Raw genomic sequence first — 24349 nt, forward strand, 5'->3', positions numbered from 1 at the left:
ACACAGGATAAACATCCTTGAGCGCGGAAGATACGCTTTTCTATAGAGAAAACTCGCTGAGTGGCGAACAGTTAGGCGAAGACAGAAGCGTAGTTGCACTTACACTTTGTTCCTAAAATTTCCTGCTACATCGAACTTGCTTCTAACTGGAAAATTATAACTCTGCCATGCAAAAAAAAGAAGCCTCCTGGGACCCGAGAGGCTTGGCTACTTATTTCTCGCGCATGCTTTGAGTTTTACGGGGTTTAGCCGATAAGCTTTGGCGCGAACAAGTGCACTACATATAAAGTTTGTGTTTTGCCTTAAGGCATGATGTCCCATGAAACAAGGTACCAGCGAGGCATTACCTCGTTTTTCTCTCTCCTTTCTGTTGCCTGCGGCGATGTGTCTAGAGGCATTTTACAAAGAAATAGTTTTTTTGTAAAATCAACTCCGGTTTATTCATATAGATCCTTGTAGCATAATTGTTACAAACGTCACATATTCGAAAGAGCAGACTTCATTATATAATGTGCGTGTAAAGGTATTATTTCCCGTCAATATTCTGGTTTTCCTGGGAAATAACCTACATAAATCAACGGAAACCCTCTTTTTTTCTCGCTTTTCTCCCTTTATTATACTAGATATACTCTCTTTATAGAGCCACAAAAATGCCAGCTTACAGGCTGATATCTCAAGCAAAGAAACATTTGATTGTTACAAGCACCTTATAAATGTTTCAAACGGCTAACATTTCCAAACTAGTATATTAAGAGAGAAGGACTGAAATAGCTGCATAGTAGAAAAAATCTTTCTCGTTTCTCTTTAGGCAGGCCTATTTCAAGGTCCCAGCATTCATCACGGGCTGTGTTCCTTTTTCTGATACGATCGCGACCATCAGATTGCTTACCATTTGTGCCTTCATATCTTCGCTTAGCTGTACGACTTGTCTCTGATCCAGCTGTTCAAGCGCCGCCTCGACCATTCCGACTGCACCCTCTACAATTTTTTGACGCGCCGCCACGACAGCTGTTGCCTGTTGACGCTGCAGCATAGCACTTGCGATTTCAGGGGCATATGCTAAATGAGTAAGGCGTGCCTCTAGCACTTTTACACCGGATACATTCAAACGCACTTGCAGCTCACGGGCCAACTCTTCTGCAATTTCCTCTGCATTTCCGCGAAGTGACCACGCTTTCTCAGTATCCGTATCATACGGATACTTTGTCGCTACATGACGAAGTGCAGTTTCACTTTGGATACGTACGAATTCTCGATAGTTTTCCACATCAAACAATGCTTTAGCTGTATCTGTTACTTTAAATACGACAACCGCAGCAATTTCAATGGGATTCCCGTCTACATCGTTAACCTTCAACGTATCACTATTAAAGTTGCGCACGCGCAAAGAAACACGTTTGCGGATGGAAGGAATTGTAATGAAGAAACCATCTTCCCGAATGGTCCCCATATACTTTCCGAAAAATATTACGGCTACAGAATCGTTCGGCTGCACAATTGTCAGCCCAGTTAATACGAATATGGCCAGAACCGCGGCAAAAATGAGGTATAAAGGATTGTATTGCACAATACTAAAGTACGCGGCGAATATAAGAATCACAAGCAATAATAACAATCCAATAAAACCATTTATCTTCCAAGCTGCCTGCTCTTTCACAGCTATCTCCTCCCTTTTGATTTTGGAAATCCTTACTAATTCTATGTTACAACGCCCAGTGGCTTTCAACAATCCTTTTTTAAATTATTTAGCCATTCTTATTCTTTCTTTGCTACACTGATTGAGAAGGGAGTGTGTACAATGGAAAATAAAGAAATATGCTGGTGCTATGAAAAATATAAGGCGCAGCTTCCCATGGGAACAAAAACAGTTTGCTTTAAAGAAAAGTGCGCCAATTATCGTAAACATCAGCAAACGCAGCAGACAAAAGAAGATTCAGATCGGCAAATATAAAGGGGGCTGACCTTAGTAAAGACAAAATTTCATCTGTGCGTGCACTATATCCAATTTGTTGCTATATCAGATAATCCTTAGTATTTCTCTGAAAACCCGCTATCATTGGCGAGCCGTTAGGCGAAGATAGAAGCGCAGTTGTCTTTATACTTTGGTCCTAAAATCTTCTCTACGTCGCATTCGCTGCTAGCTGGAAAGGTACGCTTTTCTAAAATGCAAAAAACAGCCCTACTCTGAGCTGTTTCCGCCTTCATTCTTATACTCAATATGCAAGACATCGCTAATTCGCACTGTATAGTAGCTACCAGACAAATCTTGAATGGTTATCATATTTTCATCATCGCTTACCGCACAAATACGCCCATCTATATCTAAGAAGGAATCTTGATGTAAAATGGTAATCGGAACATAGAGCTTACTTTTGTATGCATCAGCAAGCTGTTTTTTCAATTCCCATAAATAGCGCCCCGCTCTTTTACGATTTGCAGGCAAAAGCACCATCCCCATAAACCGTCTGCCTTGTTCATCCTTCCACATATAATCCCAATGTGTGAGACGCTTTTGCTTAAATTCTCCCAAGCTCATTCCCTCCCCATCTATTGTTTTTATAATATTAGCTGCAGTTCCCTATCATTGTTTAGGAACGCGGTGTTTCCATGTATGTGTACACCACAATTCCTCCATGCTGGGCAACACCGCGAAAATGCTTAAAATCCGGTCTATTCACCAACACTTCCCGAAAGGAGTAAAATACCTCTTTGGTTACAGTATATTCATGCAGCTCACCGCTCTTTAATTTATCTAAAATCTCATTAACTATTGATTGATCCATAGCCTTCACCTCTGCAAGTACTTATTGTACCGTTATTTCCAGAAACCGACAAGAGCCTGTTTACAAGAAAAGTGGAATTGATCAGCTTTGTTCTCGTAGTCAAGCAACCTGCATGAAAGTTCTAGCAGACAAAAACGCAATCCTTCTGCATGGGATTGCGTTTTTATTTGCACCAGAAATTATACATTTCCAGCTAGAAGTCATTCGACGTAGCCGGAAACTTTAGGAGTACAGTGTAAGTGCAACTACGCCCCTGTCTTCGCCTGATGGCTCGCCAATCGATGAACTTTCTTTAACTAGGTGTAAACCCTACTTTATATTCAAGTGATTTTCCTGCAAATACCTTGGAATAACGATATGTTGTGCATCCCCAGTTACGACTGTCTGTCCATAAAGGTCCTGTCCAACCTTTTTTTCTTAACTCCTTCGCAATCATAGCATTGAAGAAGGCATGACCAATTAAGACAATTTTAGAGTCGCACAGCGCATAGCCTATTAGCAAATCAGCTGCCTGCTGGGCGCGTTGCTCCGCCTGCTTGTATGATTCTGTATAATCACTGTTATTACTACAGTCTGCAAGCCAAAGCGCTCGACTAAGCATCATCCATGCCGATGGCTTTAATTTCAGCCAAGGTACAGTTGGCAAGCATCTAGGCACGGATATTTCGCGAAACAAGTTGTTTTGTACAAAAGAAAGTGAAGAAATGAACGATGCTGCAGATTGAACCGCACACGTTGCATCGCTCGTGACCACTCGCTTTGCCTGACGTACTATGTCAGTCGTTTTTGTTGGGAATGTGCTATTCAGAACCAGTTCTGCCTGCTTGTATTGTTCCCACCATAAATGAAATGCTGTTGTACTCATAAAATAAGAAGGGACGTTGACAGGACCGTGCGTAATCAACGAGATTTGCACCTCATTCACTCTCCGTTTTTGAAAACTTCCTGTTCTTATCATACTTATCGTTCTATTATATCATGCAATGATAAACAAAAAATAAAGAAAACTCGCCGATTGGCGAGCCCTGCTTTTGGGCGAAGACAGAGGCGTAGTTGCCCTTATACTGTATTCCTAAAATTTCTCACTACGTCGAATTGACATCCAGCTAGAAATTTATACTTCCCTACAGTGTAAAGAAAACTCGCCGATTGGCAAGCCCTGCACTTGGGCGAAGACAGAGGCGTAGTTGCCCTTATACTGTATTCCTAAAATTTCTCACTACGTCGAATTGACATCCAGCTAGAAATTTATACTTCCCTACAGTGTAAAGAAAACTCGCCGATTGGCGAGCCCTGCTTTTGGGCGAAGACAGAGGCGTAGTTGCCCTTATACTGTATTCCTAAAATTTCTTACTACGTCGAATTGACATCCAGCTAGAAATTTATACTTTCCTACAGTGTAAAGAAAACTCGCCGATTGGCGAGCCCTGCTTTTGGGCGAAGACAGAGGCGTAGTTGCTCTTATACTGTATTCCTAAAATTTCTCACTACGTCGAATTGACGTCCAGCTAGAAATTTATACCTCCCTACAGTGTAAAGAAAACTCGCCGATTGGCGAGCCTTTAAGCGAAAACAGCGGCATAGTTACACTGATACATTCGCTTCCAGCTTCTCCTACAATGCAAAAAAGACAGCGTGTCACAGCTGTCTGTCAGTCTCCTCCACCTCCATCTCCACCGCTATCTCCAGCATCGGAGGAATCATTATCATAATCATTCGTATAGGAAGAATCACTATGATGACGCTTTCCTTTTCTCGAAGACGATGCCACCCAAAATATCAATGCTATTATGACTAAAACACCTAAGATAATCCAGACCTCCATAAAGTCTCTCCTTCCCGACCTAGTTCCTCATACCGCTAAGAGATAAACGGTATATGGGCAAATGTATGATTGATATATATTTCCTTAAAAGGTAAAATATACTGATACTTTCTATGAATCAATCTATATCTTATTGTCAATATCTATTTTTTTTCGACAAAAATCTTCTTTTTTCTTGACAAATGAAAAATCTTTTTTTGAAATGAGTATGAAAACATTTACAAATTAGTAAATATAGTTCAAAATAGAGAAAACAACAAAAGAGGACTACTGAGCAAGGTCTTCTTATCCAATTTTTTTATGGGGAGAGAGTGCATATGATTATTGCAGAAGCTGGAGATGTAGTAGAATTTAAAAATGGTTTGCAAGGGCGTGTGCAGAAAGTGAATAAAAACTCCGTCATTGTAGATATAACAATTATGGAGAATTATAGAGAACTGGATTTGGAGCCTCTTACCGTTGTTAACCATAAAAATTATACGATTGTAGCGCAGCAGGCATAATGAAGCTAGCAGAAATATCATTTGGAAGCAAAAAGGATGTACAGAAGCAGCATACAGTACTGCTTCCGTACATCCTTTTGTTTTTCATAGACTCTTTTATATTACAAGCTTTCTCTTAACGGTTATCAATTTTCTCCGGATATAAATCGTGATTCATCAAACGATACTCCGCCATTTTCTCATACTTTGTCCCCGGGCGTCCATAGTTGCAGTACGGGTCGATTGAGATACCTCCGCGCGGTGTAAATTTGCCCCACACTTCGATATATCGAGGATCCATTAATTCAATCAAATCGTTCATAATAATATTCATACAATCTTCATGAAAGTCACCGTGGTTGCGGAAGCTAAATAAATAAAGCTTAAGTGACTTGCTTTCTACCATCTTAATCTCTGGGATATAGCTAATGTAAATCGTCGCAAAGTCTGGTTGTCCTGTCTTCGGACAAAGACTTGTGAATTCCGGACAATTTAATTTTACGAAATAATCCCGGCTTGGGTGATTATTATCAAAAGTTTCTAAAATGCTTGGTGAATATTCAAATAAATATTTTGTGTTTTGATTGCCGAGCAGCGTAACATCCTTTAGCTCCTCGTCTTTACGTCCTGTCATGATAAATCCCCTTCCTATTTTAAACGCCGCGCTTATTTCCCCACACTAACGCATGAAGCTGCGGCAGCACCTTTGCATCATTCATTTCCTTGCAGCTTACTGCCTTCTCAATCAGCCATTCATATTTACGTAATAACCGTGAGATAAGCAGCGTATCGTCAGTTGTATGCACATCGTCATTGCCGACCTGCACAAAGAATGGGATATACGGATAACGGGCATGAATGTCTTTTGCGTAAGCAAAATCAGTATCATCAAATACAACAACCTTAAGGCTTACACGACTATCTTTTAGATTGGTTAGCACTGTGCTAAGCATTGTAAAATTTGTCTCCATCCCAGAACTTGGCGGCTTTGGAGACACGGTTACTTCATCGATAGCGAGAAGCCAATCCTGCCATTTGCTTCCTTGCGTTTCTATCGCCGTTGTAACGCCATTTTCTTTCAATAGAAGGACAAGTTCTCCTAAGGAGCTCAACAGAGCAGGATTGCCGCCTGAAATCGTTACATGCGAAAAATTGTCCCCGCCGATTTGCTTTAGCTCCTGCCAAATGTCTTCTGCGCTCATCTGCCGAATCAAATCCTTTGCTGTACCGTCCCATGTAAAAGCAGAATCGCACCATGTGCAACGATAGTCACAGCCAGCAGTACGGACAAACATCGTTTTTTGTCCAATCACCATTCCTTCTCCTTGAATGGTCGGTCCGAATATTTCTAACACGGGAATATTAGTCAAGCTCCATCCACTCCCGTCTCATTTCAGCATAGCTCGTTGGTGTTTCGTACAAGCGAACGAATTCTACGCGCGCACCTTTATACTGCAGCTGACGCTCGTCTTGCTGCAATGCATCTTCCATTTTTTCGAAAATCCACACAACCATATTTTCTGCTGTTGTATTCATCGGTGGCAACGTTTCATTTAAATAACGATGATCAAGATAAATCTCAATCTCTTGCTTCCAAATTTCTTTAATGTCACCAAAATCAATTGCCAAACCGATTTCATTTACATAGCCGCTAATGCCAAAAACAACTTTATATGTGTGGCCATGAAGGTTTTTACACTTTCCTTCGTAGCAATGCAGATGGTGCGCTGCATCAAATGTAAACTCCTTACTCACCATAACCCGTTTGTTATGGTACTTGAGCTGCTCACGACGAATATCCTTGTCTATTTTTTGTAGATTCTCTACAATGCGAAAACCAAAGAAGTTGTCCATTATGCGCCCGCTCCTTTTCGCTCTGCTACATATTCAGCTAAACCAGCTGCACGAAGCTTACATGCCGGGCATTCCCCGCAGCCGTCGCCGATGATCCCGTTATAGCAAGTGAGTGTTTTTTCGCGCACGAAATTAAATGCCCCGAGCTCATCTGCCAACTTCCATGTTTCTGCCTTATCGATCCACATAAGAGGTGTATGAATTACAAATTGATAGTCCATTGCCAAATTCAATGTCACATTCAATGATTTTACAAATACGTCCCGGCAATCCGGATAGCCGCTAAAATCTGTTTCACATACGCCTGTGATGATGTGGCGCGCGCCGACTTGCTTCGCCAAAACCGCCGCAAATGACAAGAAAAGCAAATTGCGTCCGTCCACAAAGGTTGACGGAAGCTCTCCTTCTTTATGTTCAATCTCAATATCGCCGCGTGTTAACGCATTTGGCGCCAATTGGTTTAATAGACTCATATCTAGTACGGTATGCTTAACGCCAAGTTCTTCCGCAATAGAGGCTGCACAATCAATTTCTAGGCTATGCCGTTGATTGTAATTGAACGTAACTGTCTCAACCTCCGCGAAATGATCAAGTGCCCAAAATAGACACGTTGTACTATCTTGACCGCCGCTAAATACAACAACCGCTTTTTCATTCTTCATTATTCATTCTCCTTTTTCATTAAGAAAGTATACGAAGAAGCAGCGTTCTTGAACTGTCATATAGATAAAAACAAAACAATACCAAAAATAGATATTGTCATGCCTTAGTTTTTTATAGAGGGAGTTCGCGAACCTCTCCCATGCAGTGCATGGAATTTCTTCTGAAGTTAATCGCACATTATTCTAACATATATTCGTGCAGCAAGGAAGCTTTAGAAAACGAATAGATGAATCAACCTGATCAGGCATATGCATGGTTTACTCTTTAAGAGAGTATAAATTTCCAGCGTAAGGTCTACATGCTTGGATATATAGAAAAAACGTGATGGGACATAAACCCTCACGTTTTTTACTTTAAAGACAAAGGACATCTGTTTTAAATCATTGTCTAACTTCATCCACTAGCTCGCTGTACCCAGAGCAATAAAAGAAAAAGCTTCTCCTTTGTGTTTGGAGAACTGTTCACATTGCGGGTAAAATGAGCTTATTCTGTTTTCTTACTGCTTACCTGCTTCTTCTGCCAGCTGCTCAAACGTTTTTACTTTTCCATGAGGATGTTGCTGTTGGCTTTCTTTTCTCGTTCTCCAAAGTCGTTCCTTTTGACGTTTTTGATGAGACATTGCGCACCTCTCCTTACATGTTTCTTCTTTTTTAGGGTGCTCTAACATAAAAGGAGTTATGTCTGTAAAAGAGTTCCATCAGCATTCGCAACATCGTTTGGAATGTTAATTTGTAAAGGTCCTGCCATGACATACATTGTTAACACGTATCATGATTCCTATTATGTGCAGATTGCTCTTCCATAGCCAGGTAAAGAGAGAATGTGTCTAAGGAACATAAACAGCTTCTTGATTTTCTTAGGGGGAGTATAAAGAAAACTCACCGTCAAGCGCAGACAAAAGTGCATTTGCGCTTACACTATGTTTCTAAAGTTTCCAGTCACGTCGAATAACTTCTAGCTGGAAACGTATGATTTTTTTACTTACCGAACGCGTATCATTATATATATATGTTCAATATGCTGAGCTACAAAGACGAACAAGGCTTGAACGCAGACAAAACAAATGGAAAAAGCTCAAACTGATTAAGATGCTAGCAAGATGATACCGCCTTAGATATGATTCTGTCCGCTGCTCCCTCCCTGTTAGAAAAGGAGGGGGCGTCTTTTTTGGAACAGCGTTGCAAGAGACTAGAAAGGAATATACATTATTTTAGTAATGAAGATAAGATAACACCACTACCACGATGGATGTTTTAGAAAGCTGCGCCTTTAATTTCTTTAAAAAATCGAGATTTATTACAGTTTGGAATGAACTGGGCTTGTCCAATTGTTCTTTATGCTTTTGATATTTCAAAATCAACATATCCAATTCTTGGCTTATTTGCAATGTTTCTGAGCTGGAAAATCCGCTTTCTAGCCCACTGGCAATCATTTCTTCACGTTTTAAATGTATATCAAGCAACAGCTTGTCCATTGCATGCTTTCTCTTTATAGCTTGCACATCAGTCTCCCCCTCATCTCTCTCTCTTGCGCGTTCCTCTCCCTGCACTTTGTCTGCTTTTTATATGTTTTCTCTAATATTTACAAAATCTTTATCTTACTTTAGGAATTATTACAAATAATTCTATATTTGTAAACACATTCGCAATAATAGACATTTTTTTCTCTGTATTTTTTTTTATTTTTCTGTAAAGTCCAATGTTTTCAACGTTTGAAATTTTTATATACGCTTGATTCGACTATTTATCCGATTATTTTCGTCATAAATCGCAAAACATAATGACAAGCTACTATAATTAAAAAGGGTGTTAGAGATGAAAAAGTGGACTTTGATGTTTTTTGCTTTCTACCTTATGTTTCTTCCGTCAGCTATAGCTGCTGAAAAACATAAAGTAGCCATCGTCATTGATGATTTTGGCAACAATATGAAAGGAACAGAGCAAATGCTCTCACTCCCCATTCCCCTCACAATTGCTGTGATGCCGTTTCTTCCATCCACAAAGGCGGATGCGAAAGCAGCTCATCAAAAAGGGTATGAGGTTATCATCCATATGCCAATGGAGCCGATTAGGGGGAAAAGAAGCTGGCTAGGTCCGAATGCTATTACAACGGACTTAAGTGATGAAGAAATTCGTAAACGTGTAGAGCTTGCAGTGGCAGATGTTCCGCATGCTGTGGGAATGAATAACCATATGGGGTCAAAGGTTACAGCAGATGAACGAGTGATGCGTATTATCTTATCCGTTTGCAAAAAACACGGCTTGTTTTATTTAGACAGCAAAACAAATTCAAAAAGTGTTGCGGGAAAAGTTGCAAAAGAACTGAATGTTCCAGTGGTTGAAAACCATTTGTTTTTTGATGATATATATACGTCAGCACATATTACAAAGCAAGCAATTCTCCTGCTAAGCAGAGTAAAAGAGAAACCGGTTACAATTGCAATTGGTCATGTCGGCCCCCCTGGGGAAATCACTTCTAGCGTAATTCGTTCCAGCATGCCGGCGCTCAAGGAACATGCCCAATTTGTATTTCTCTCTCAACTTGTGCAGCAACGCTCCTTGCTTCCTTTTCATTAGGAAAAGCTCAGAAAATAGCCAACTAACACTCAAATGAGAGAGGTCCCCCCTCTCTCATTTGAGTGTTAGTGATCTTTTTTACACTTACGCCTCTGTCTTCACCCAAAGACAGGCTTGAAGCTGAAGCCTTTACCTATAAATAAAACGCTTACATTTATTTTGTGGAGCAAGTGAGCCCTTCGCAGTATGAAAAACTCATCATGCTTGATCTATCAAATGACAGAACTTTTCGCTCCTTTAATCATGAGCAGTTTCACGTGATAGTTCATTAAGTACTCAAGTCCTTCCAACCACTTCTTCGTTTCCTCTGGTGAAGAGGCCCAGACAATTAACCCATAGTCATGTACGAGAACAGCGCCGCGTTCGGGCGTAAATGCACTTGTTTCTCCATTTAGCAGTTCAATAAATTGCCGTTCGTTATCTACGATAGGAATAGTAATGTTCTCAATACCTTCTTTTCCAAATACACGGCTCACATTCTTTTCGTCAAATGTTACTTCTCTTTGCTGACTATATAATTCTGAAACGAGGTGACTATCTACAGTTTGTACTTGCAAAATACAATCAGCACCTGTTTGTTTATAGGTATGGGCATGGAGAGGAGATTCTGAGGCTGGTTGTGCTTCTAGCTGAAAAACCGACTCGCAGGAAGCATTCACGACAATAAAATCATCTTCGGAGAATATTCCTTTATCTTTTCCTTCTACATTCACTAGAAATGTAAGCGGATCCTGAGACACTCTCATAGACATGCTTATCTTTGTTCCATAAAACCAATCCCGTAAGGCCAGTTCCATCTTAATATCGCGCAGTTCTTTCCATTTTTTTAAGAAAAATAACATTCTTTCACCTCCGTATAATCTCGCATTCTTTACTGGATTTGTTCAGTACAGTTGGCTATATATGAACGTTCATTCTTCCTTAATTATTTGATAATTCTTAAAATTTAATCAAATTATCACATGAAAATAACTGTTTTGTCAATAACTTTTCTATATATCATGGAAGCTTATTCCAATATTTTTTACAGTTCCTGAAAGTATAAATTTCCAGCTAGAAATTAATCGAAGTAGCCGGAAATTTTAGGTGCCGCTGCGCCTCTGTCCCACAATCGGCGAGTTTTCTTTACGAGAAATACTTATCTTTTTTGTTCTTGTGAAGTGTCTTGATAATTTGCTGTTTCTCTTGTTCAGATATAATATGAAGCTTTTGCAGCAAATGTGCATACCACTCTGTTTTTCCGTTCGTCCGTTTATTCATGTTCGTCCCTCTCTTTCCTTAAGTCAACTTTTTTTGTCTTGGTAAATTATATGATGAAAGTACAAGAATGTGTATAGTCTCCATTGAGTTTTCTTAGGAGTATGCCTATACTAGGAGAGTGTCTACACTATGACTAAAAATAGATTTGAGGTTCAAACAAATGAAGATTGTTGTAAGTACACTAAATGCAAAATATATTCATACAAATTTAGCCTTACGTTATTTAAAAGCATATGCTGCGCCAGAATTTGATTTGGAGATGGCAGAATATACAATTAAAGATCCAGCAATGAACATTGTGACGGACTTGTATCGCCGCCAACCTGATGTAGTCGGTTTCAGCTGCTATATTTGGAATATTGAGGAAACAATTCAAGTGATTCAAATGCTGAAAAAAATCAATCCTAGCCTTATTGTGTTTATTGGCGGACCAGAAGTAAGCTATGATACAAAATATTGGTTAGAGCGCATTCCAGAAGTTGATTTTATTATCATCGGTGAAGGTGAAGTTTCTGTAAAAAAATTACTTGTTGAAATACAAGGAAACAAGCAATACGAAACACTTGATGGTATCGGTTTTGTAAAGGAAGATGGAACATATGTAATTAAACCGCAGCGTGAAAAGCTCGACTTAAAAACAATTCCATCACCGTATCGCTTTCCTGAAGATATTCCGCATTTAAGTAAACGCATCACTTATATAGAAACAAGCCGCGGCTGTCCGTTTAGCTGTCAATTTTGTCTTTCTTCTATAGAAACGGGAGTTCGTTATTTTGACCGCGAACGCATTAAGGATGATATCCGTTACTTAATGAAGCATGGTGCGAGAGTCATTAAGTTCGTAGACCGTACCTTTAACATTAGCCGCAGCTATGCGATGGAGATGTTTCGATTTCTAATTGATGAGCACCTTCCCGGCACTGTATTTCAGTTTGAAATCACAGCGGATATTATGCGCCCCGAGGTCATTGAATTTCTCAATCAAGAGGCCCCTCCAGGGTTATTCCGTTTTGAAATCGGTGTTCAGTCAACCAATGATCGTACAAATGATCTTGTCATGAGACGTCAAAACTTTGCAAAACTTACTCGTACCGTGACGATGGTAAAAGAAGGCGGAAAAATCGATCAGCATTTAGATTTAATTGCCGGCTTGCCAGAGGAGAACTATGATTCCTTCAAAAAGACCTTTAACGATGTATTTGCACTTCGTCCGGAAGAACTGCAATTAGGCTTTTTAAAGATGCTGCGCGGTACTGGTCTGCGCATTCGCTCCAAAGATCATAGCTATGTATATATGGATCATGCTCCATATGAGATTCTCGGAAACGATATCCTCCCATTTGATGATATTGTGCGTATTAAGCAGGTGGAGGACGTGTTGGAGAAATACTGGAATGCCCATCGTATGGATCGCACTCTTGAATATCTAGTATCAAGCACCTTTGAAACGCCATTCGACTTCTTCCAAGAGTTCGGCTCCTATTGGGATGAACAGGGATGGGTTCGCATCGGTCATCAGCTTGAGGACTTATTCAAGCGGCTCTATCAATTTTTAGAAGGAACGCAAGCTCGGCATCTTGAGGTAATCCAAGGGTTAATGAAAGCCGACTATTTACAAGGACATAAATATCGTCCGCGCAAACCATGGTGGGATGAAATCGTCCCAAAAGAACAGCTCTCGCTTTATTATAAAGTTATTTTGGAGCAACCCTCTCTTTTAGGAGAAGAGTTTGTTTCGCTTTCTTTGACAGAAAAAGAGTTGTATAAGCATACCATTTTAGAGTTTGTACCGTTTGATTTTGCAGGCTTTGAGCAGACCGGAGCAATAACGATGCAGCCGTCTCTCTTATTAGCTTATTTTGATCCGAAAACATTACAATGCACGATTTACTCTGCCCCGGCTCAGCTTACTGTAACAGCAAACTAAGGATCATGTCTGCTTTTTACACGGCAGGAGTATACATTTCCAGCTAGAAGGTCATTTGACGTAGTGGGGAATTTTAGGAATATACTGTAAATGCAACTGCGCCTCTGTCTTCGCCGGTGGGCAAGGCTTGCCAGTTCTTTAGATTCTGATTCCTTCCCCTTCCTCATACAGTTAAGGAAGGGAGGGATGAAGATGAGCGTATCGGAACGTAAATCTTTCGGTTTAGCAATTATACTATGGTTCTTTCTTGGCGGCATTGGAGTACATCGTATTTATGTGAAGGAAAAGGTAAGTGTAATCCTCTGGTATTGGCTCGCTTGTATGGTTACAATCGGCCTTCTTTGGCTAGTAGATGTCTTTCTAATCAAAAAATGGATTGATGAAGCAAATAGGAGATATAAGGCCTCTCTTTAGACAAACAATAGGGCTAACCTTAAAGGGTTGGCCCTATTTTACATTGTAGGAAAGTATAAATTTCCAGCTGGAAGTCACTTCAGCGCAGGCGGAAATTTTAGGGTTTACAACTCAGAAGAGGAATTCTTTTTCCCCTTTTTAGAATTTCGATTGGCATATTTAGCTACATTCTCACTTGCAAACTCCATTGCCATTTGCCCCCCAGGCAAGCTTTCCTTCGGTGTTTGATTATTTGTTGAAGCTGCATTATAGCCTACTTTTCGTTTAACCATGTATGTTCCCTCCATAAATAAGCTGTATGCTTAGTATAAAGCAAACGGTTCTATCTATGAGTGGCAACTTTTAACGCTTGGAAAAGGAGATGTGATGGGTACAATAATAACAAAAAGCAAAGGAGCATGCATATGAAAGAGCCCAAACTTTCTTCGCCCGTTTTAGATGAAACAATCCCCCATCAAGCTGGCTTTCCTTCCTTTAAAGGAACAGGGATTAAGATGGAGCCTCCTTTTGTAAACAAGCACGGGGTGATCATAGGGGACAGTAAATATAATTCAGAGAATAGCCCGCTCAACCACTGGAGCGAAGATACGGATCCAGCCGTTATGTCCGGAGATGAATGGGTTCATCCAACCAATGATATTGGCTGGATTGCACCGGAGAACCAAGAACTGCTTGAGAAGGAACGAAGCCCAAAGCAAAGCAACAATGACGATGTATTTATGCATCCTGAGCGTGGTATAAATGATTAAAAAGTAAAGAAAACTCGCCGATTTGGCGAGTTTTCTTCATTATTGGGAACGTTTTTCAAGCCAATCCCCAATTGTCGGATACGTTTGCTTAACAGCTGTGCCTCCGTATACGATAGACACATGACCTGTAGGGATGGAAACGTACTCTTTATCTGTGCTGGAAATATGCTCAAGCAATGCTTCTACCTGACAAGGAAGCGCAATGTGATCACGCTGCGCTGAAAGATTTAGCACATTTGCTTTAATATTTTCAAGCTTTACCTGTTGACCGCGAATAACAAGCTCGCCTTTTACCAATTTGTTGTTTTGGTAAAATTCGCGAATCCATTGACGATAAGCTTCACCCGGGAACGGTGTACCATCGCCTACCCACTTTTGCATAAGCTTCCAGCTTTCTACAAAGCGTTGGTTGTCAGAGCGATCAAATAAACTTACGTAAGGTCCAGCAAAGTTTGTAATCGGCTTTAGCATCTTATTTCCAAAATCGATCATTTCTGCTGGAATATTACCTAAAGTATCTACCGCTTTATCAAGATTGAAGTAGCGCTCATCAAGCACAACACCATATAAGCCAGTATCAGAGAAGTCAAATGGACTTGTCATAAATACTAGATTACGAATTGGCATATGTGGGTGCAAAGCAGCATAGATGGATGTCATAGTTCCGCCCATGCAGTAGCCAAGAAGAGAGATATCCTCCGCTCCGGAAACCCGTAGTACCTTTTTAACTGCTTTCCCAATATAGTCCATAACAAAGTCGTCGAATTTCAAGTGGCTGTCCTCAGGTCCGAATGTACCCCAATCGAGCAAGTATACATCAAAACCGCGGTCCACCAAATATTCGACGAGACTGCTGCCAGGTGTTAGGTCCATTATATAAGGTTTGTTAATTAACGCATAAATGAGCAGGAGAGGCGTTGCATGAGTGTTCTCTTGCTTGCGAACATAACGATATAGTTTTGCTTTATTTTTTGTCCAAATCACTTCTTTAGGGGTAAGCCCAACCTGCGGCTCTGGTTCGCGATATAGAACCTCACTTGCTCGCTTGAAGCGATTATATGAATTTTTATATTCCTCAGGATAAAAATCGAGCTGTTTTTCCCACTCGGTTAACATGGATGCCATTTCGGTTTCCTCCTTCTTTTTAAAAGAAGGTGCATGTATACCATGCACCTTCGAACATACCGAAAATTACATGTACAAGCCGCCGTTAATATTCAATTGCTGTCCTGTTACATATGCACCGTCACGGCATAGGTATAGAACACCATTTGCGATTTCTTCGGCTGATCCTAAGCGTTTTTTCGGGATTTTAGCAACGATTTGATCTAAAACGTTTTGTGGAATTTCCGCAACCATATCTGTCTCAATAAATCCAGGGCAAATTGCGTTAACAGTTACATTCGTTCTTGCAAGCTCAAGAGCTAATGATTTCGTAAAGCCAATCATACCCGCTTTAGCAGCAGAGTAATTCGTTTGTCCGAATCCTCCAGTTTGACCAATAATTGAGGAAATATTGATGATTCGGCCGTTATCAGACTCCGCTATGTAAGGAAGCGCTGCGCTGACCGTGTTGTAAACACTGCTTAGGTTAACGTCAATTACTTGATCCCAGTCCTCGCGGCTAAGCTTCTTGAATGAACGGTCTCTTGTGATACCCGCATTGTTAACAAGGAAGTCTACTCTGCCATAGCGTTGTACAGTTTCCTCTACAAGACGCTTAGCATCTTCTAATTTAGAAACGTCAGCTTGGCATGCATAAGCTTCAGATCCTTGCTCTGCTAATGCGTTTACAAGCTCATCAGCAGCTGTCGCACTGCTGTTATAATTGATGACGACTTTTACCCCTTGTTTAGCAAGCGCCTCCGTAATCGATTTGCCGATTCCTTTTGCGCCACCTGTAACGATTGCTACTTTGCCATCTAACTGAACCATTTCAATTTCCCCCTAAAATATGATATAGCATAGTTTGTATAGAATAAAAAGCTTATTGCTTCTCTTCTCTAGATGTTTTCGACGCAGCTGCTACTAATTCCTGCTGCTTTTGCAAATATTCTAAAACTTGATCAATTTTATTTTCAAGGAGGCGGATATCTTGCTTCACCTTCGTAATATCACGCTTTGCTCCAGGAGCTTGTTCCATATTTTCTAATTTATCTTCCAAAAATTCCTCAATGTTATCAACTTTGTTTTCTAGATTGATAATTAAAGATGCAATTCTTGCAACATCCTCTTGTGTTGGAACATTCATCTTCTCTAGATATCCTTTTGTGATATCATTCAGCATTTTTTGGTAAAACAAATTCAAATCCAGAACACTTCCAGTCCATGCGGAGTACTCCTCAGACTTTAGTGTTTCATTTAGCGTTTTCCCCCAAAACTTCTCTGTTTGGTCGTATACTTCCTTCCAAGCCTTCAATGGGTCAAACTTTTGATCGATCACATTATCACACCCCTTTGGAATTAACGTGAAAACTATTCAGTATATCCTATATTTTGTAACATTTAGAAGAAACGTGCAACCCTTTTTTTACTTTTCGGACTTTTTATTTTTTTTTACTGTTTCGACCTTTTATTTTTTTTTTATTTTTCGGACTTTTTATTGACAACAAAAACAGGTAGGTGTAAATTACAGGTAGATGAGAAAAAATTCCTATTTTTGTATTTGTTTACGAGGTGATGCCACTATGAACAGTAAGGAACCTGAACACAATGAGCTTCTAGAGGAACCTCAAGCGAAAGTATCAAATGCTCTTCCAAAAAATTTTTTAGTGCCTTTTTTGCTTCTATGTTTAAAAGATTGGAGTCTTCACGGCTACAAACTCATTCAAATGCTGATGGATATTGGCTTTTCTTCTATTGACCAAGGCAACGTGTATCGAACGCTGCGCAAACTGGAAAAAGAAAAATTAATTTCATCAACATGGGATACGAGTGAGGGCGGACCAGCCAAACGAATTTATTCTCTAACAGAATACGGAGAAAAATATTTGGAATCTTGCGTTAACTCGTTTGAGCAATATCAAAAAATGCTAGGCACATTTTTTACATTGTACACAAATGCTTTTTTCCCCTTCTCCTCATCTGGAAGTAAGGAAACAAAGCAACCACCTTCATCAGGTGATTCTGCAGAGTAGTCTGCATTCACAAATATGCAAATAAATATCGGAGGTCAAGTCATGGAAATGAAACCGTACGAAATCATGGATGCATTTTGGAAAAATTGGACTCAATCGCTCTCTATGTTCTCTAACGCTGGAAAACAAATGGAGCATCTTACTTTAGAAACAATGAAGCAACAGCAAGAAACGCTTCAGAAGATGGAAGAAGCAGTAAGAACGATGGAGCAAGAGATGAAACAATACTCTGCTCAACTGAATGCTCAATATACAGGTTATGTGAAGCAATTAGGAGGCAATCCATTTACTCCACAAATCGAAGAATGGCAAGGAAAATGGAATGAGTTTGCTCAGCAAATGCAGCAATTCTCTATCTCTCCTGCAAAAGCTTCTGTATCTTTCCTTTCACAAGCAAGTGGACAATTGGAAGACACAGTGAAACAATTAGTTGCGCAAAATCAAAATCAGCGTGAGGAAATCCAAAAGCAGATGAATGGTTTTCTTGAGGAATTAAAGGGCATGCAATTGGATTTAGTAAAAAAATTCGAAGAAGGCTCTAAAACTCTATTCACTGCAGTAAAATAATTATATAGCGACTTCTTGCTGTCAAAGGAGCTCGTCTGTCTGGTGAACCGCTATCATCCTTCCGGCTTTATTACACTGGTAACTAAAAAGGAGGATAATATGAACCTTTTTCAAGAAGCACAAGTTGTTCCTGAGCGTGCCTATGGAGAGATTCAGATTGGGGAGCAGGCTTCTCTTACGAAAACGATCACAGACGAAGACATTCAAGCATTTGCAAAGCTCACCGGAGACGTAAATCCAGTTCACTTACTTGATTCGTTCGCACAAACAACGATGTTTAAAGAGCGCATTGCACACGGTATGCTCGTGGCTAGCCTTATCTCGGCCGTTTTAGGCACAAAGCTCCCGGGAAAAAACACGATTTATTTGTCGCAAAACGTATCCTTTAAAGCGCCTGTGAAAATCGGCGATACAGTGACCGTGATTGCAGAAGTTGTTCAAAAACGCGATGATAAAAAAATTATGACACTCGAAACCAATGTCTATAACCAGCATAAAAAGCTTGTTGTAGCAGGTTCAGCAGTCGTTATGAAAATGGAGTAGCTAGCTTATGGCTGCTCTTTTTTTCTTTTCCTTTTCATCCAAGAACTGCTATACCCTCCTGCTACTTCCGAGTATGTCCCCTGCAAAACAGCACACTCTAATAACACCAGCTTACGAAAGCTGGAATACAGAAAACAAAGGAGTAGTGCAAAATGCCTAATAGAAATCAACTTCTTGTTCCAGGCTGTGAACAAGCCTTGGATCAATTCAAATACGAAATTGCAAGTGAATTTGGTGTAAATCTCGGTTCCGATTCAGCTTCTCGTTCTAACGGTTCTGTTGGAGGAGAAATTACAAAGCGTTTAGTCGCTCTTGCGCAACAACAATTACGCGGATAACTTCATAACAATGGCTGAAGGAGGATGGAAATTTCCATCCTCCTTGCTTTTTGCCGATAATCCATATTCACACAGAGCCGTTCCACAATAAAGAAAACTCGCTGATTGGCGAGACGTTAGGTGAAGACAGAAGCGTAGTTGCCCTTACACTTTGTTCCTAAAATTTCTCACTACGTCGAGTGATCTCCCTGCTAGAAATTTATGCTTTCTTAAAGGGCAATGAAAAACACGTGGTTCTAAACAAATATTCTATGCACCCGCTGTCTTTCTTATAGCAATGCCGTTTATGGAAATAGCAAAAAATAATATCTCAGTACATTCGGTTCAAAGAAGTAGGATATAATCGTTCCCAGCGCAATAAATGGTCCAAACGGAATTGCTGATTGACGCTTCATTGCTCCAGCTAGGATCCCCCCTATTCCAAAAACAGTCCCTAAAAACGAGGCCAGAAAAAAAGCGAGGAGCACACCTTTTATTCCTAGGACAAAGCCAAGCAGTGCAAAAAGCTTTACATCTCCCCCGCCTATCCCGCCTTTGCTCAATATCGCTATCATGAATAAAAAGAGGAAGCTAATACATGCTCCTGCTATCCCGCTCCACCAAGGCTGAAGCGGAACAAATATACGCTCTATTACAAGTACTGGAAGGAAAAATAATAAAATCTTATTAGGAATCAGCATATAGCCTAAATCAGAAGCTACGATAACCGTGAGGAGCGCTAACAAGGTCCAAGCGACAATCGTTTCACCGCTCCAGCCGAATAACTGAAATGCTAAAACGAACAGCAAACCGTGAATTAGCTCTAGAGATGGATATAAGAGAGGAATTCGTACATCACAGCCACGGCATTTCCCTTTTTGCCATATGTACGAACAAACAGGAATGAGTTCCCGGATTCTAATTGTCCGTAAGCAGGACGGACAAAAGGAACGAGGATGGATAATAGATTGTCCTGCGGGGATACGCAGACCAACAACATTATAAAAGGAGCCAAGAACAAGACCGACAAGAAACAAATACACAATTAAACCAATCATGCATCCCGCCTTTTCATTTATTTTACAGAACAAAAAGAGTACAAAGTGCCCCTTTTGTTCCATTGTATATAAAGAAGGGGAAAATGCAAGGGGAATTCTGGGCATCAATGCTTGTTGATTAGGAGTCTTTTATTGATTAAGTTCTGGATATATGTGCCAAACTACAAACAGGCATATTTGAAAAGGAGATGTGTGATGTTTAAAAAAACGGCAGGCGAAAAATTGATTGATTTATTAATTGAATGGGGGGTTGACCATATCTATGGTATGCCCGGAGATTCCATCAATTCCATTATTGAACCTCTTCGTAAAAAACAAGATAAAATCAAGTTTATTCAAGTGAGACATGAAGAAGCAGGGGCTTTGGCTGCGGCTTCATATGCAAAATTAACTGGGAAACTGGGGGTATGCATGGCTATTGCTGGCCCTGGTGCCATTCATTTATTGAATGGATTATATGATGCTAAGCTTGATAAGGTGCCAGTGCTGGCTATTACAGGACAAATAGAATCAGATTTAATCGGAACGGATTTCTTTCAGGAAGTAAACCTGGAAAGAATGTTTGATGATGTGGCAGTCTACAATCAGCGAATTATGTCTGCTGAACAGCTTCCGGCTGTTGTCAACCAAGCTATTCGAACTGCTTATACGAAAAAAGGAGTGGCTGTGCTTACTATTCCTGATGACATTCCCCGCTTTGAAGTAGAAGCAGAAGCACGCATAACATCCAGTCTTGTCGTAAAGCAAGAAATTCTTCCGTCTACAGAGGATCTTCAGCAAGCTAAGGAAGTTTTAGAGAATGCTGAGAGTCCCGTCATCCTTGCAGGCAGAGGTGTACACGGCGTACGTGAAACGCTGTTAGCATTTGCTGAGCACATTGCAGCTCCTATTGTTTTGACTCTGCCAGGAAAAGGGGCTATTGCTGATGAACATCCATACTGCTTAGGCGGCTTAGGATTAATTGGCACAAAGGCTGCTTATGAAGCGATGCAGGAGACAGATACTCTCATCATGATAGGGACTTCTTATCCGTTTACTGGATTTTTGCCGAAGAAGGCGAAAACTATTCATATTGATATTGACCCTGCACAAATCGGAAAACGCTATCCGGTCGATGTCGGTTTGGCTGGAGAGGCGGGAAAAACATTAGAATGGCTTTCACAGCATGTGAGTCGCAATGATAATCGCACTTTCTTAGAGCGAAGTCAAGAAAGAATGCAAAAGTGGTGGGACCGTCTAAACCGTCAAGAGGATGATGAATCGGTTCCAATTAAACCACAGCGTGTGATACATGCTTTGCAGCAAGTTGCTCATGATGACGCCGTATTATCTGTAGATGTCGGAAATGTTACCGTTTGGGCGGCACGACACTTCCGTATGACCAATCAGCAGTTTATCATCTCAAGCTGGCTTGCGACTCTCGGCTGCGGACTGCCTGGCGCAATTGCAGGAAAGATTGCCTATCCAAAAAAGCAGGTATTTGCTATTTGCGGTGACGGGGGATTTGCCATGACAATGGCGGACTTTGTTACTGCAGTAAAATACGATTTGCCAATCATAGTCATTGTGCTGAACAACCATAAGATTGCAATGATTAAGTTCGAACAAGAAGTGATGGGAAATATCGAGTTCGGAACAGATTTATTCAATCCTAACTTTGCTGATTACGCTAATATTTGCGGCGGGGTAGGATATCGGGTTGAAAAGCCGGAGGAACTTCTGCCGGCGCTGCAAAAGGCCGTTCAGCAAAACAAGCCGTGCATTATAGATGTTATAGTAGATGTACAGGAAGCGCCGATGCCAGCAAAAATTACATTTGCACAAGCAGCGGGATATAGTAAGCATATGTTCAAGGAGCTATTTGAGGAAGGAAAGCTTGACTTGCCTCCTTTATAAGAGAGGGAGGCTGCTTCATATAGTTAGATTCTGTTCTATGTAATACATATAAAAACCCCTCCTCTTTCTATCGTAAAAAGGAGGGGATCTATCTATTGACGAAGTTGGTTTTCAACAGTGTGAAAGAAGCTCGCCGATTGGCGAGTTTCTTTACACAACGATATAATATGCTTTTAACGGACCATGTACACCGACGACGAGATTCATCTCAATATCGGCAGAGTTGCTCGGGCCGGAAATGAAGTTAATACAGGAAGCAACCGTTTCTCCTTGCTCCACACGTTCCTGCAGGCTGTGCACGGCCTGTGTAATGCGTGGCACGAGCGTTTCACGGGGAATAATTACAACGTAAATCGTTGGCAAGAAATGCAATGCGCGCCCCTGCCCTTTATGTGCTTGCACAACAATTGTCCCGGATTCTGCCAGCGCATAATCACTAAATACAATCCCGAAATTAGCTTGTTCTGCAAACGCATGGTTCTCCTCACGGCCTTTCTCTGCATCCCAAGCCTGCACCTTCATCCCTTGGCTTGGTAATTCTGTCGTCAACAGCTGCTCCAAGCCATATGCAGCAAAACGTGCATCCTGTGATGTAATAATAGGTCCCCCGCCGTTTTCAGTAATCACTTGCTTCAGCACAGAAGCCAGATTTTCTTTTGTAGCTTCCAAAACAGTCGTATGAATTTTATTACAGTGCTCTCGGAATGCGTGCAGCAATTCTTCCTGTGTAAATCCCTTCATGACTTCCTCATTCACATCATGCTTCCATGCTGGACGCGTCACACCGCTTGTGCGTCGCTCGCGTCCGAGCTGCTTCGCTAGATTGTCTAAAAATGCTTCACGATTTTGAACAGTTCCTTGCATTAGTGATTTCCTCCTTTCTTATGATCTTTGTACCAATCACGGAAGCGCTCCTTGCTTGGCGCTGGGAATTCGCGAATATCCGTCCAGTTTTTCAGCGGACCGACTCCTTTAGATACGCGGCCTCCAGATGTGATTGGCATCATCGCAGTTGGTGCGATTTTTGTTCCTAATTTATACAATGCAGAGGAGGAAGCACCCATTTCAAACATTTTCATAGCCAGCTTTTCTGCTAGCGGGGCCCGTCCTTCCTTCTCAACAATCACCTGACGATGCTTGAGCAGCAGCTCATGCAGCGGAATTTTTACCGGACAAGCGTCTGTACATGCCCCACAAAGGCTCGATGCATAAGGCAGCTCTTTATAGTCATCGTATCCGCCTAACAGCGGGGATAAAACCGCGCCAATTGGTCCTGGGTAAATAGAGCCGTATGAGTGGCCGCCGATATGACGGTATACAGGACAGACATTAATGCATGCGGCACAACGGATACATTGCAGCACCTGACGAAATTCTGACCCTAAAATTTCCGAACGGCCATTATCTACGATCACAAGATGAAATTCCTCCGGACCGTCTGCTTCCCCTTCATGCTTTGGACCAACTGCTGTAATATAGCTTGTCAGCTTCTGCCCCACTGCACTGCGGCACAGCAATCCGACTAATACATCCAGCTCCTCCATAGTCGGAACAAGACGCTCCATTCCCATCACGGCGATCTGTGTTTTTGGAATCGCTGTGACAAGGTCAGCATTTCCTTCGTTCGTGACTAAACAAATAGATCCTGTATTTGCAACCGCAAAGTTACAGCCAGTTACACCGATTTCAGCTTCGACAAACTTTTGGCGAAGAATTTTGCGGACAAACTTTGTCATCTCATATGGATCTTCTGTTTGTTCGTAGCCTAGCTTTTCTTCAAATACATCACGGATTTGTTCTTTTGTCATATGAAGTGCCGGCGCCACGATATGAGATGGCGGCTCATGGTCGTCGACCTGAAGAATGTATTCGCCAAGGTCACTCTCTACAACCTCACAGCCAATGCTTTCTAACGCCTTGTTCATCTCGATTTCTTCCGTAACCATCGACTTTGATTTCACAACTTTTTTCGCTTGCTTTTGCTTCGCTACATCTTGAATATACTGAGCCGCTTCTTCCTTTGTTTTCGCAAAAAATACGTGACCGCCTCGCTGCATTACGCTTTCGCTTAGCTGCATTAAATAATAGTCTAAGTTCTCAAGCGTATGCTGGCGAATTTGTTCTCCGAGATCACGCCATTTCTCCCAATTCCCTAGTTCATCCGCAGCCGTTAAACGGCGTGTATACAGCCGCTCCTGCGCAGCAGAAACCGCACCGCGCATTGTAGAATCCTGAATCCCTTCACCTACACGTTCATTAAACTTTTTATCGCTAATTTTCATGCTCATTGTTCATTTC

The 24349-nt window shown here is 41.1% G+C and carries 31 protein-coding genes and 1 riboswitch; of the genes, 11 read left to right on the forward strand and 20 right to left on the reverse strand.

Annotated features, from left to right (window positions below; all coding sequences use genetic code 11):
• Positions 1 to 814: 814 nt before the first annotated feature.
• A complete protein-coding gene (locus AAHB12_RS19860; RefSeq protein ID WP_342046670.1) occupies positions 815 to 1657 on the reverse strand; it encodes an SPFH domain-containing protein in 843 nt (280 codons plus the stop codon).
• A gap of 141 nt (positions 1658 to 1798) precedes the next feature.
• Between AAHB12_RS19860 and AAHB12_RS19865 the strand changes: the two genes are divergently transcribed.
• Positions 1799 to 1951: a hypothetical protein gene (locus AAHB12_RS19865; RefSeq protein WP_342046672.1), complete on the forward strand. Its 153-nt coding sequence runs from the start codon at positions 1799 to 1801 to the stop codon at positions 1949 to 1951.
• 228 nt (positions 1952 to 2179) lie between these two features.
• Here the strand turns inward: AAHB12_RS19865 and AAHB12_RS19870 are convergent, their stop codons facing one another.
• From AAHB12_RS19870 to AAHB12_RS19885, 4 genes are all read right to left on the reverse strand, one after another.
• Complete coding sequence (locus AAHB12_RS19870) at positions 2180 to 2530, reverse strand: hypothetical protein (protein WP_342046674.1); 351 nt, start codon at positions 2528 to 2530, stop codon at positions 2180 to 2182.
• A gap of 58 nt (positions 2531 to 2588) precedes the next feature.
• Positions 2589 to 2783, reverse strand: coding sequence for an abortive phage infection protein (locus AAHB12_RS19875; protein ID WP_129727999.1), 195 nt, complete (start codon positions 2781 to 2783; stop codon positions 2589 to 2591).
• Between the two features lie 292 nt (positions 2784 to 3075).
• Positions 3076 to 3741: a histidine phosphatase family protein gene (locus AAHB12_RS19880; protein WP_342046675.1), complete on the reverse strand. Its 666-nt coding sequence runs from the start codon at positions 3739 to 3741 to the stop codon at positions 3076 to 3078.
• Positions 3742 to 4434: 693 nt separating this feature from the next.
• Positions 4435 to 4608 (reverse strand): hypothetical protein, encoded by a 174-nt coding sequence (locus tag AAHB12_RS19885; protein ID WP_342046677.1) that lies wholly within the window; start codon positions 4606 to 4608, stop codon positions 4435 to 4437.
• Positions 4609 to 4925: 317 nt separating this feature from the next.
• On the opposite strand from AAHB12_RS19885, the gene AAHB12_RS19890 reads away from it, so the two are divergent.
• The gene (locus tag AAHB12_RS19890) at positions 4926 to 5111 is read left to right on the forward strand and encodes a YkvS family protein (protein ID WP_129727997.1); all 186 of its coding nucleotides are present in this window, start codon (positions 4926 to 4928) and stop codon (positions 5109 to 5111) included.
• Between the two features lie 115 nt (positions 5112 to 5226).
• Here AAHB12_RS19890 and queF read toward each other — a convergent pair whose 3' ends face one another.
• From queF to AAHB12_RS19920, 6 genes are all read right to left on the reverse strand, one after another.
• Positions 5227 to 5724, reverse strand: coding sequence for a preQ(1) synthase (gene queF, locus AAHB12_RS19895; RefSeq protein WP_129727996.1), 498 nt, complete (start codon positions 5722 to 5724; stop codon positions 5227 to 5229).
• Positions 5725 to 5743: 19 nt separating this feature from the next.
• Positions 5744 to 6460 (reverse strand): 7-carboxy-7-deazaguanine synthase QueE, encoded by a 717-nt coding sequence (gene queE / locus AAHB12_RS19900; RefSeq protein WP_342046679.1) that lies wholly within the window; start codon positions 6458 to 6460, stop codon positions 5744 to 5746.
• On the reverse strand, positions 6453 to 6944 hold the full coding sequence (gene queD / locus AAHB12_RS19905) for a 6-carboxytetrahydropterin synthase QueD (RefSeq protein ID WP_342046681.1): 492 nt from the start codon (positions 6942 to 6944) through the stop codon (positions 6453 to 6455). Before queD ends, queE begins: the two co-directional genes overlap by 8 nt.
• Positions 6944 to 7606 (reverse strand): 7-cyano-7-deazaguanine synthase QueC, encoded by a 663-nt coding sequence (queC, locus tag AAHB12_RS19910; RefSeq protein WP_342046683.1) that lies wholly within the window; start codon positions 7604 to 7606, stop codon positions 6944 to 6946. Before queC ends, queD begins: the two co-directional genes overlap by 1 nt.
• Before the next feature lie 98 nt (positions 7607 to 7704).
• Positions 7705 to 7748, reverse strand: a riboswitch (PreQ1 riboswitch).
• Between the two features lie 355 nt (positions 7749 to 8103).
• Entirely contained in the window at positions 8104 to 8226 is a 123-nt protein-coding gene (locus AAHB12_RS19915) for a DUF6254 family protein (RefSeq protein ID WP_246040226.1), read from the reverse strand.
• Positions 8227 to 8817: 591 nt separating this feature from the next.
• Positions 8818 to 9081 (reverse strand): Spo0E family sporulation regulatory protein-aspartic acid phosphatase, encoded by a 264-nt coding sequence (locus AAHB12_RS19920; protein ID WP_410776948.1) that lies wholly within the window; start codon positions 9079 to 9081, stop codon positions 8818 to 8820.
• Positions 9082 to 9421: 340 nt separating this feature from the next.
• Between AAHB12_RS19920 and AAHB12_RS19925 the strand changes: the two genes are divergently transcribed.
• A complete protein-coding gene (locus tag AAHB12_RS19925; RefSeq protein ID WP_129727991.1) occupies positions 9422 to 10183 on the forward strand; it encodes a divergent polysaccharide deacetylase family protein in 762 nt (253 codons plus the stop codon).
• A gap of 212 nt (positions 10184 to 10395) precedes the next feature.
• Here AAHB12_RS19925 and AAHB12_RS19930 read toward each other — a convergent pair whose 3' ends face one another.
• Both AAHB12_RS19930 and AAHB12_RS19935 read right to left on the reverse strand, forming a co-directional pair.
• Complete coding sequence (locus tag AAHB12_RS19930) at positions 10396 to 11025, reverse strand: class II aldolase/adducin family protein (protein WP_342046685.1); 630 nt, start codon at positions 11023 to 11025, stop codon at positions 10396 to 10398.
• Between the two features lie 283 nt (positions 11026 to 11308).
• Complete coding sequence (locus AAHB12_RS19935; RefSeq protein ID WP_281278888.1) at positions 11309 to 11443, reverse strand: hypothetical protein; 135 nt, start codon at positions 11441 to 11443, stop codon at positions 11309 to 11311.
• 160 nt (positions 11444 to 11603) lie between these two features.
• Between AAHB12_RS19935 and AAHB12_RS19940 the strand changes: the two genes are divergently transcribed.
• A complete protein-coding gene (locus AAHB12_RS19940; RefSeq protein WP_342046687.1) occupies positions 11604 to 13370 on the forward strand; it encodes a B12-binding domain-containing radical SAM protein in 1767 nt (588 codons plus the stop codon).
• A gap of 192 nt (positions 13371 to 13562) precedes the next feature.
• The gene (locus AAHB12_RS19945) at positions 13563 to 13784 is read left to right on the forward strand and encodes an NINE protein (protein WP_165350755.1); all 222 of its coding nucleotides are present in this window, start codon (positions 13563 to 13565) and stop codon (positions 13782 to 13784) included.
• A gap of 104 nt (positions 13785 to 13888) precedes the next feature.
• Here AAHB12_RS19945 and AAHB12_RS19950 read toward each other — a convergent pair whose 3' ends face one another.
• Positions 13889 to 14056 carry a hypothetical protein gene (locus AAHB12_RS19950; protein WP_165350754.1) on the reverse strand — a complete coding sequence of 56 codons (168 nt, stop codon included), beginning with the start codon at positions 14054 to 14056 and terminating at the stop codon, positions 13889 to 13891.
• 132 nt (positions 14057 to 14188) lie between these two features.
• Between AAHB12_RS19950 and AAHB12_RS19955 the strand changes: the two genes are divergently transcribed.
• Complete coding sequence (locus AAHB12_RS19955; RefSeq protein ID WP_342046689.1) at positions 14189 to 14533, forward strand: DUF3905 domain-containing protein; 345 nt, start codon at positions 14189 to 14191, stop codon at positions 14531 to 14533.
• 39 nt (positions 14534 to 14572) lie between these two features.
• Here the strand turns inward: AAHB12_RS19955 and phaC are convergent, their stop codons facing one another.
• From phaC to phaR, 3 genes are all read right to left on the reverse strand, one after another.
• Positions 14573 to 15658, reverse strand: a complete 1086-nt coding sequence (gene phaC, locus AAHB12_RS19960; protein ID WP_129727986.1) for a class III poly(R)-hydroxyalkanoic acid synthase subunit PhaC — start codon at positions 15656 to 15658, stop codon at positions 14573 to 14575.
• A gap of 66 nt (positions 15659 to 15724) precedes the next feature.
• A complete protein-coding gene (locus AAHB12_RS19965; RefSeq protein ID WP_129727985.1) occupies positions 15725 to 16468 on the reverse strand; it encodes a 3-oxoacyl-ACP reductase in 744 nt (247 codons plus the stop codon).
• A 52-nt stretch (positions 16469 to 16520) separates the two neighbouring features.
• Entirely contained in the window at positions 16521 to 16976 is a 456-nt protein-coding gene (phaR, locus tag AAHB12_RS19970) for a polyhydroxyalkanoic acid synthase subunit PhaR (protein ID WP_129727984.1), read from the reverse strand.
• A gap of 244 nt (positions 16977 to 17220) precedes the next feature.
• Between phaR and phaQ the strand changes: the two genes are divergently transcribed.
• The 4 genes from phaQ to AAHB12_RS19990 all read left to right on the forward strand — a co-directional run bounded on the left by phaQ (position 17221) and on the right by AAHB12_RS19990 (position 19118).
• Complete coding sequence (gene phaQ, locus AAHB12_RS19975) at positions 17221 to 17670, forward strand: poly-beta-hydroxybutyrate-responsive repressor (protein ID WP_129727983.1); 450 nt, start codon at positions 17221 to 17223, stop codon at positions 17668 to 17670.
• A gap of 42 nt (positions 17671 to 17712) precedes the next feature.
• Positions 17713 to 18237 carry a polyhydroxyalkanoic acid inclusion protein PhaP gene (gene phaP / locus AAHB12_RS19980; RefSeq protein WP_129727982.1) on the forward strand — a complete coding sequence of 175 codons (525 nt, stop codon included), beginning with the start codon at positions 17713 to 17715 and terminating at the stop codon, positions 18235 to 18237.
• A gap of 99 nt (positions 18238 to 18336) precedes the next feature.
• Complete coding sequence (locus tag AAHB12_RS19985; protein ID WP_129727981.1) at positions 18337 to 18780, forward strand: MaoC family dehydratase; 444 nt, start codon at positions 18337 to 18339, stop codon at positions 18778 to 18780.
• 152 nt (positions 18781 to 18932) lie between these two features.
• Positions 18933 to 19118 (forward strand): alpha/beta-type small acid-soluble spore protein, encoded by a 186-nt coding sequence (locus AAHB12_RS19990; protein WP_129727980.1) that lies wholly within the window; start codon positions 18933 to 18935, stop codon positions 19116 to 19118.
• 284 nt (positions 19119 to 19402) lie between these two features.
• Here AAHB12_RS19990 and AAHB12_RS19995 read toward each other — a convergent pair whose 3' ends face one another.
• The gene (locus AAHB12_RS19995) at positions 19403 to 20155 is read right to left on the reverse strand and encodes a prepilin peptidase (protein ID WP_342046691.1); all 753 of its coding nucleotides are present in this window, start codon (positions 20153 to 20155) and stop codon (positions 19403 to 19405) included.
• Between the two features lie 195 nt (positions 20156 to 20350).
• On the opposite strand from AAHB12_RS19995, the gene AAHB12_RS20000 reads away from it, so the two are divergent.
• Complete coding sequence (locus AAHB12_RS20000; protein ID WP_342046693.1) at positions 20351 to 22051, forward strand: pyruvate oxidase; 1701 nt, start codon at positions 20351 to 20353, stop codon at positions 22049 to 22051.
• A 150-nt stretch (positions 22052 to 22201) separates the two neighbouring features.
• Here the strand turns inward: AAHB12_RS20000 and AAHB12_RS20005 are convergent, their stop codons facing one another.
• Together AAHB12_RS20005 and AAHB12_RS20010 are read right to left on the reverse strand one after the other, a co-directional pair.
• Positions 22202 to 22915, reverse strand: a complete 714-nt coding sequence (locus tag AAHB12_RS20005) for a LutC/YkgG family protein (RefSeq protein WP_129727977.1) — start codon at positions 22913 to 22915, stop codon at positions 22202 to 22204.
• Entirely contained in the window at positions 22915 to 24339 is a 1425-nt protein-coding gene (locus AAHB12_RS20010; RefSeq protein ID WP_342046695.1) for a LutB/LldF family L-lactate oxidation iron-sulfur protein, read from the reverse strand. The genes AAHB12_RS20005 and AAHB12_RS20010 overlap by 1 nt, the downstream gene beginning before the upstream one ends.
• Between the last annotated feature and the right edge of the window lie 10 nt (positions 24340 to 24349).

Source organism: Bacillus sp. OTU530, assembly GCF_038440375.1.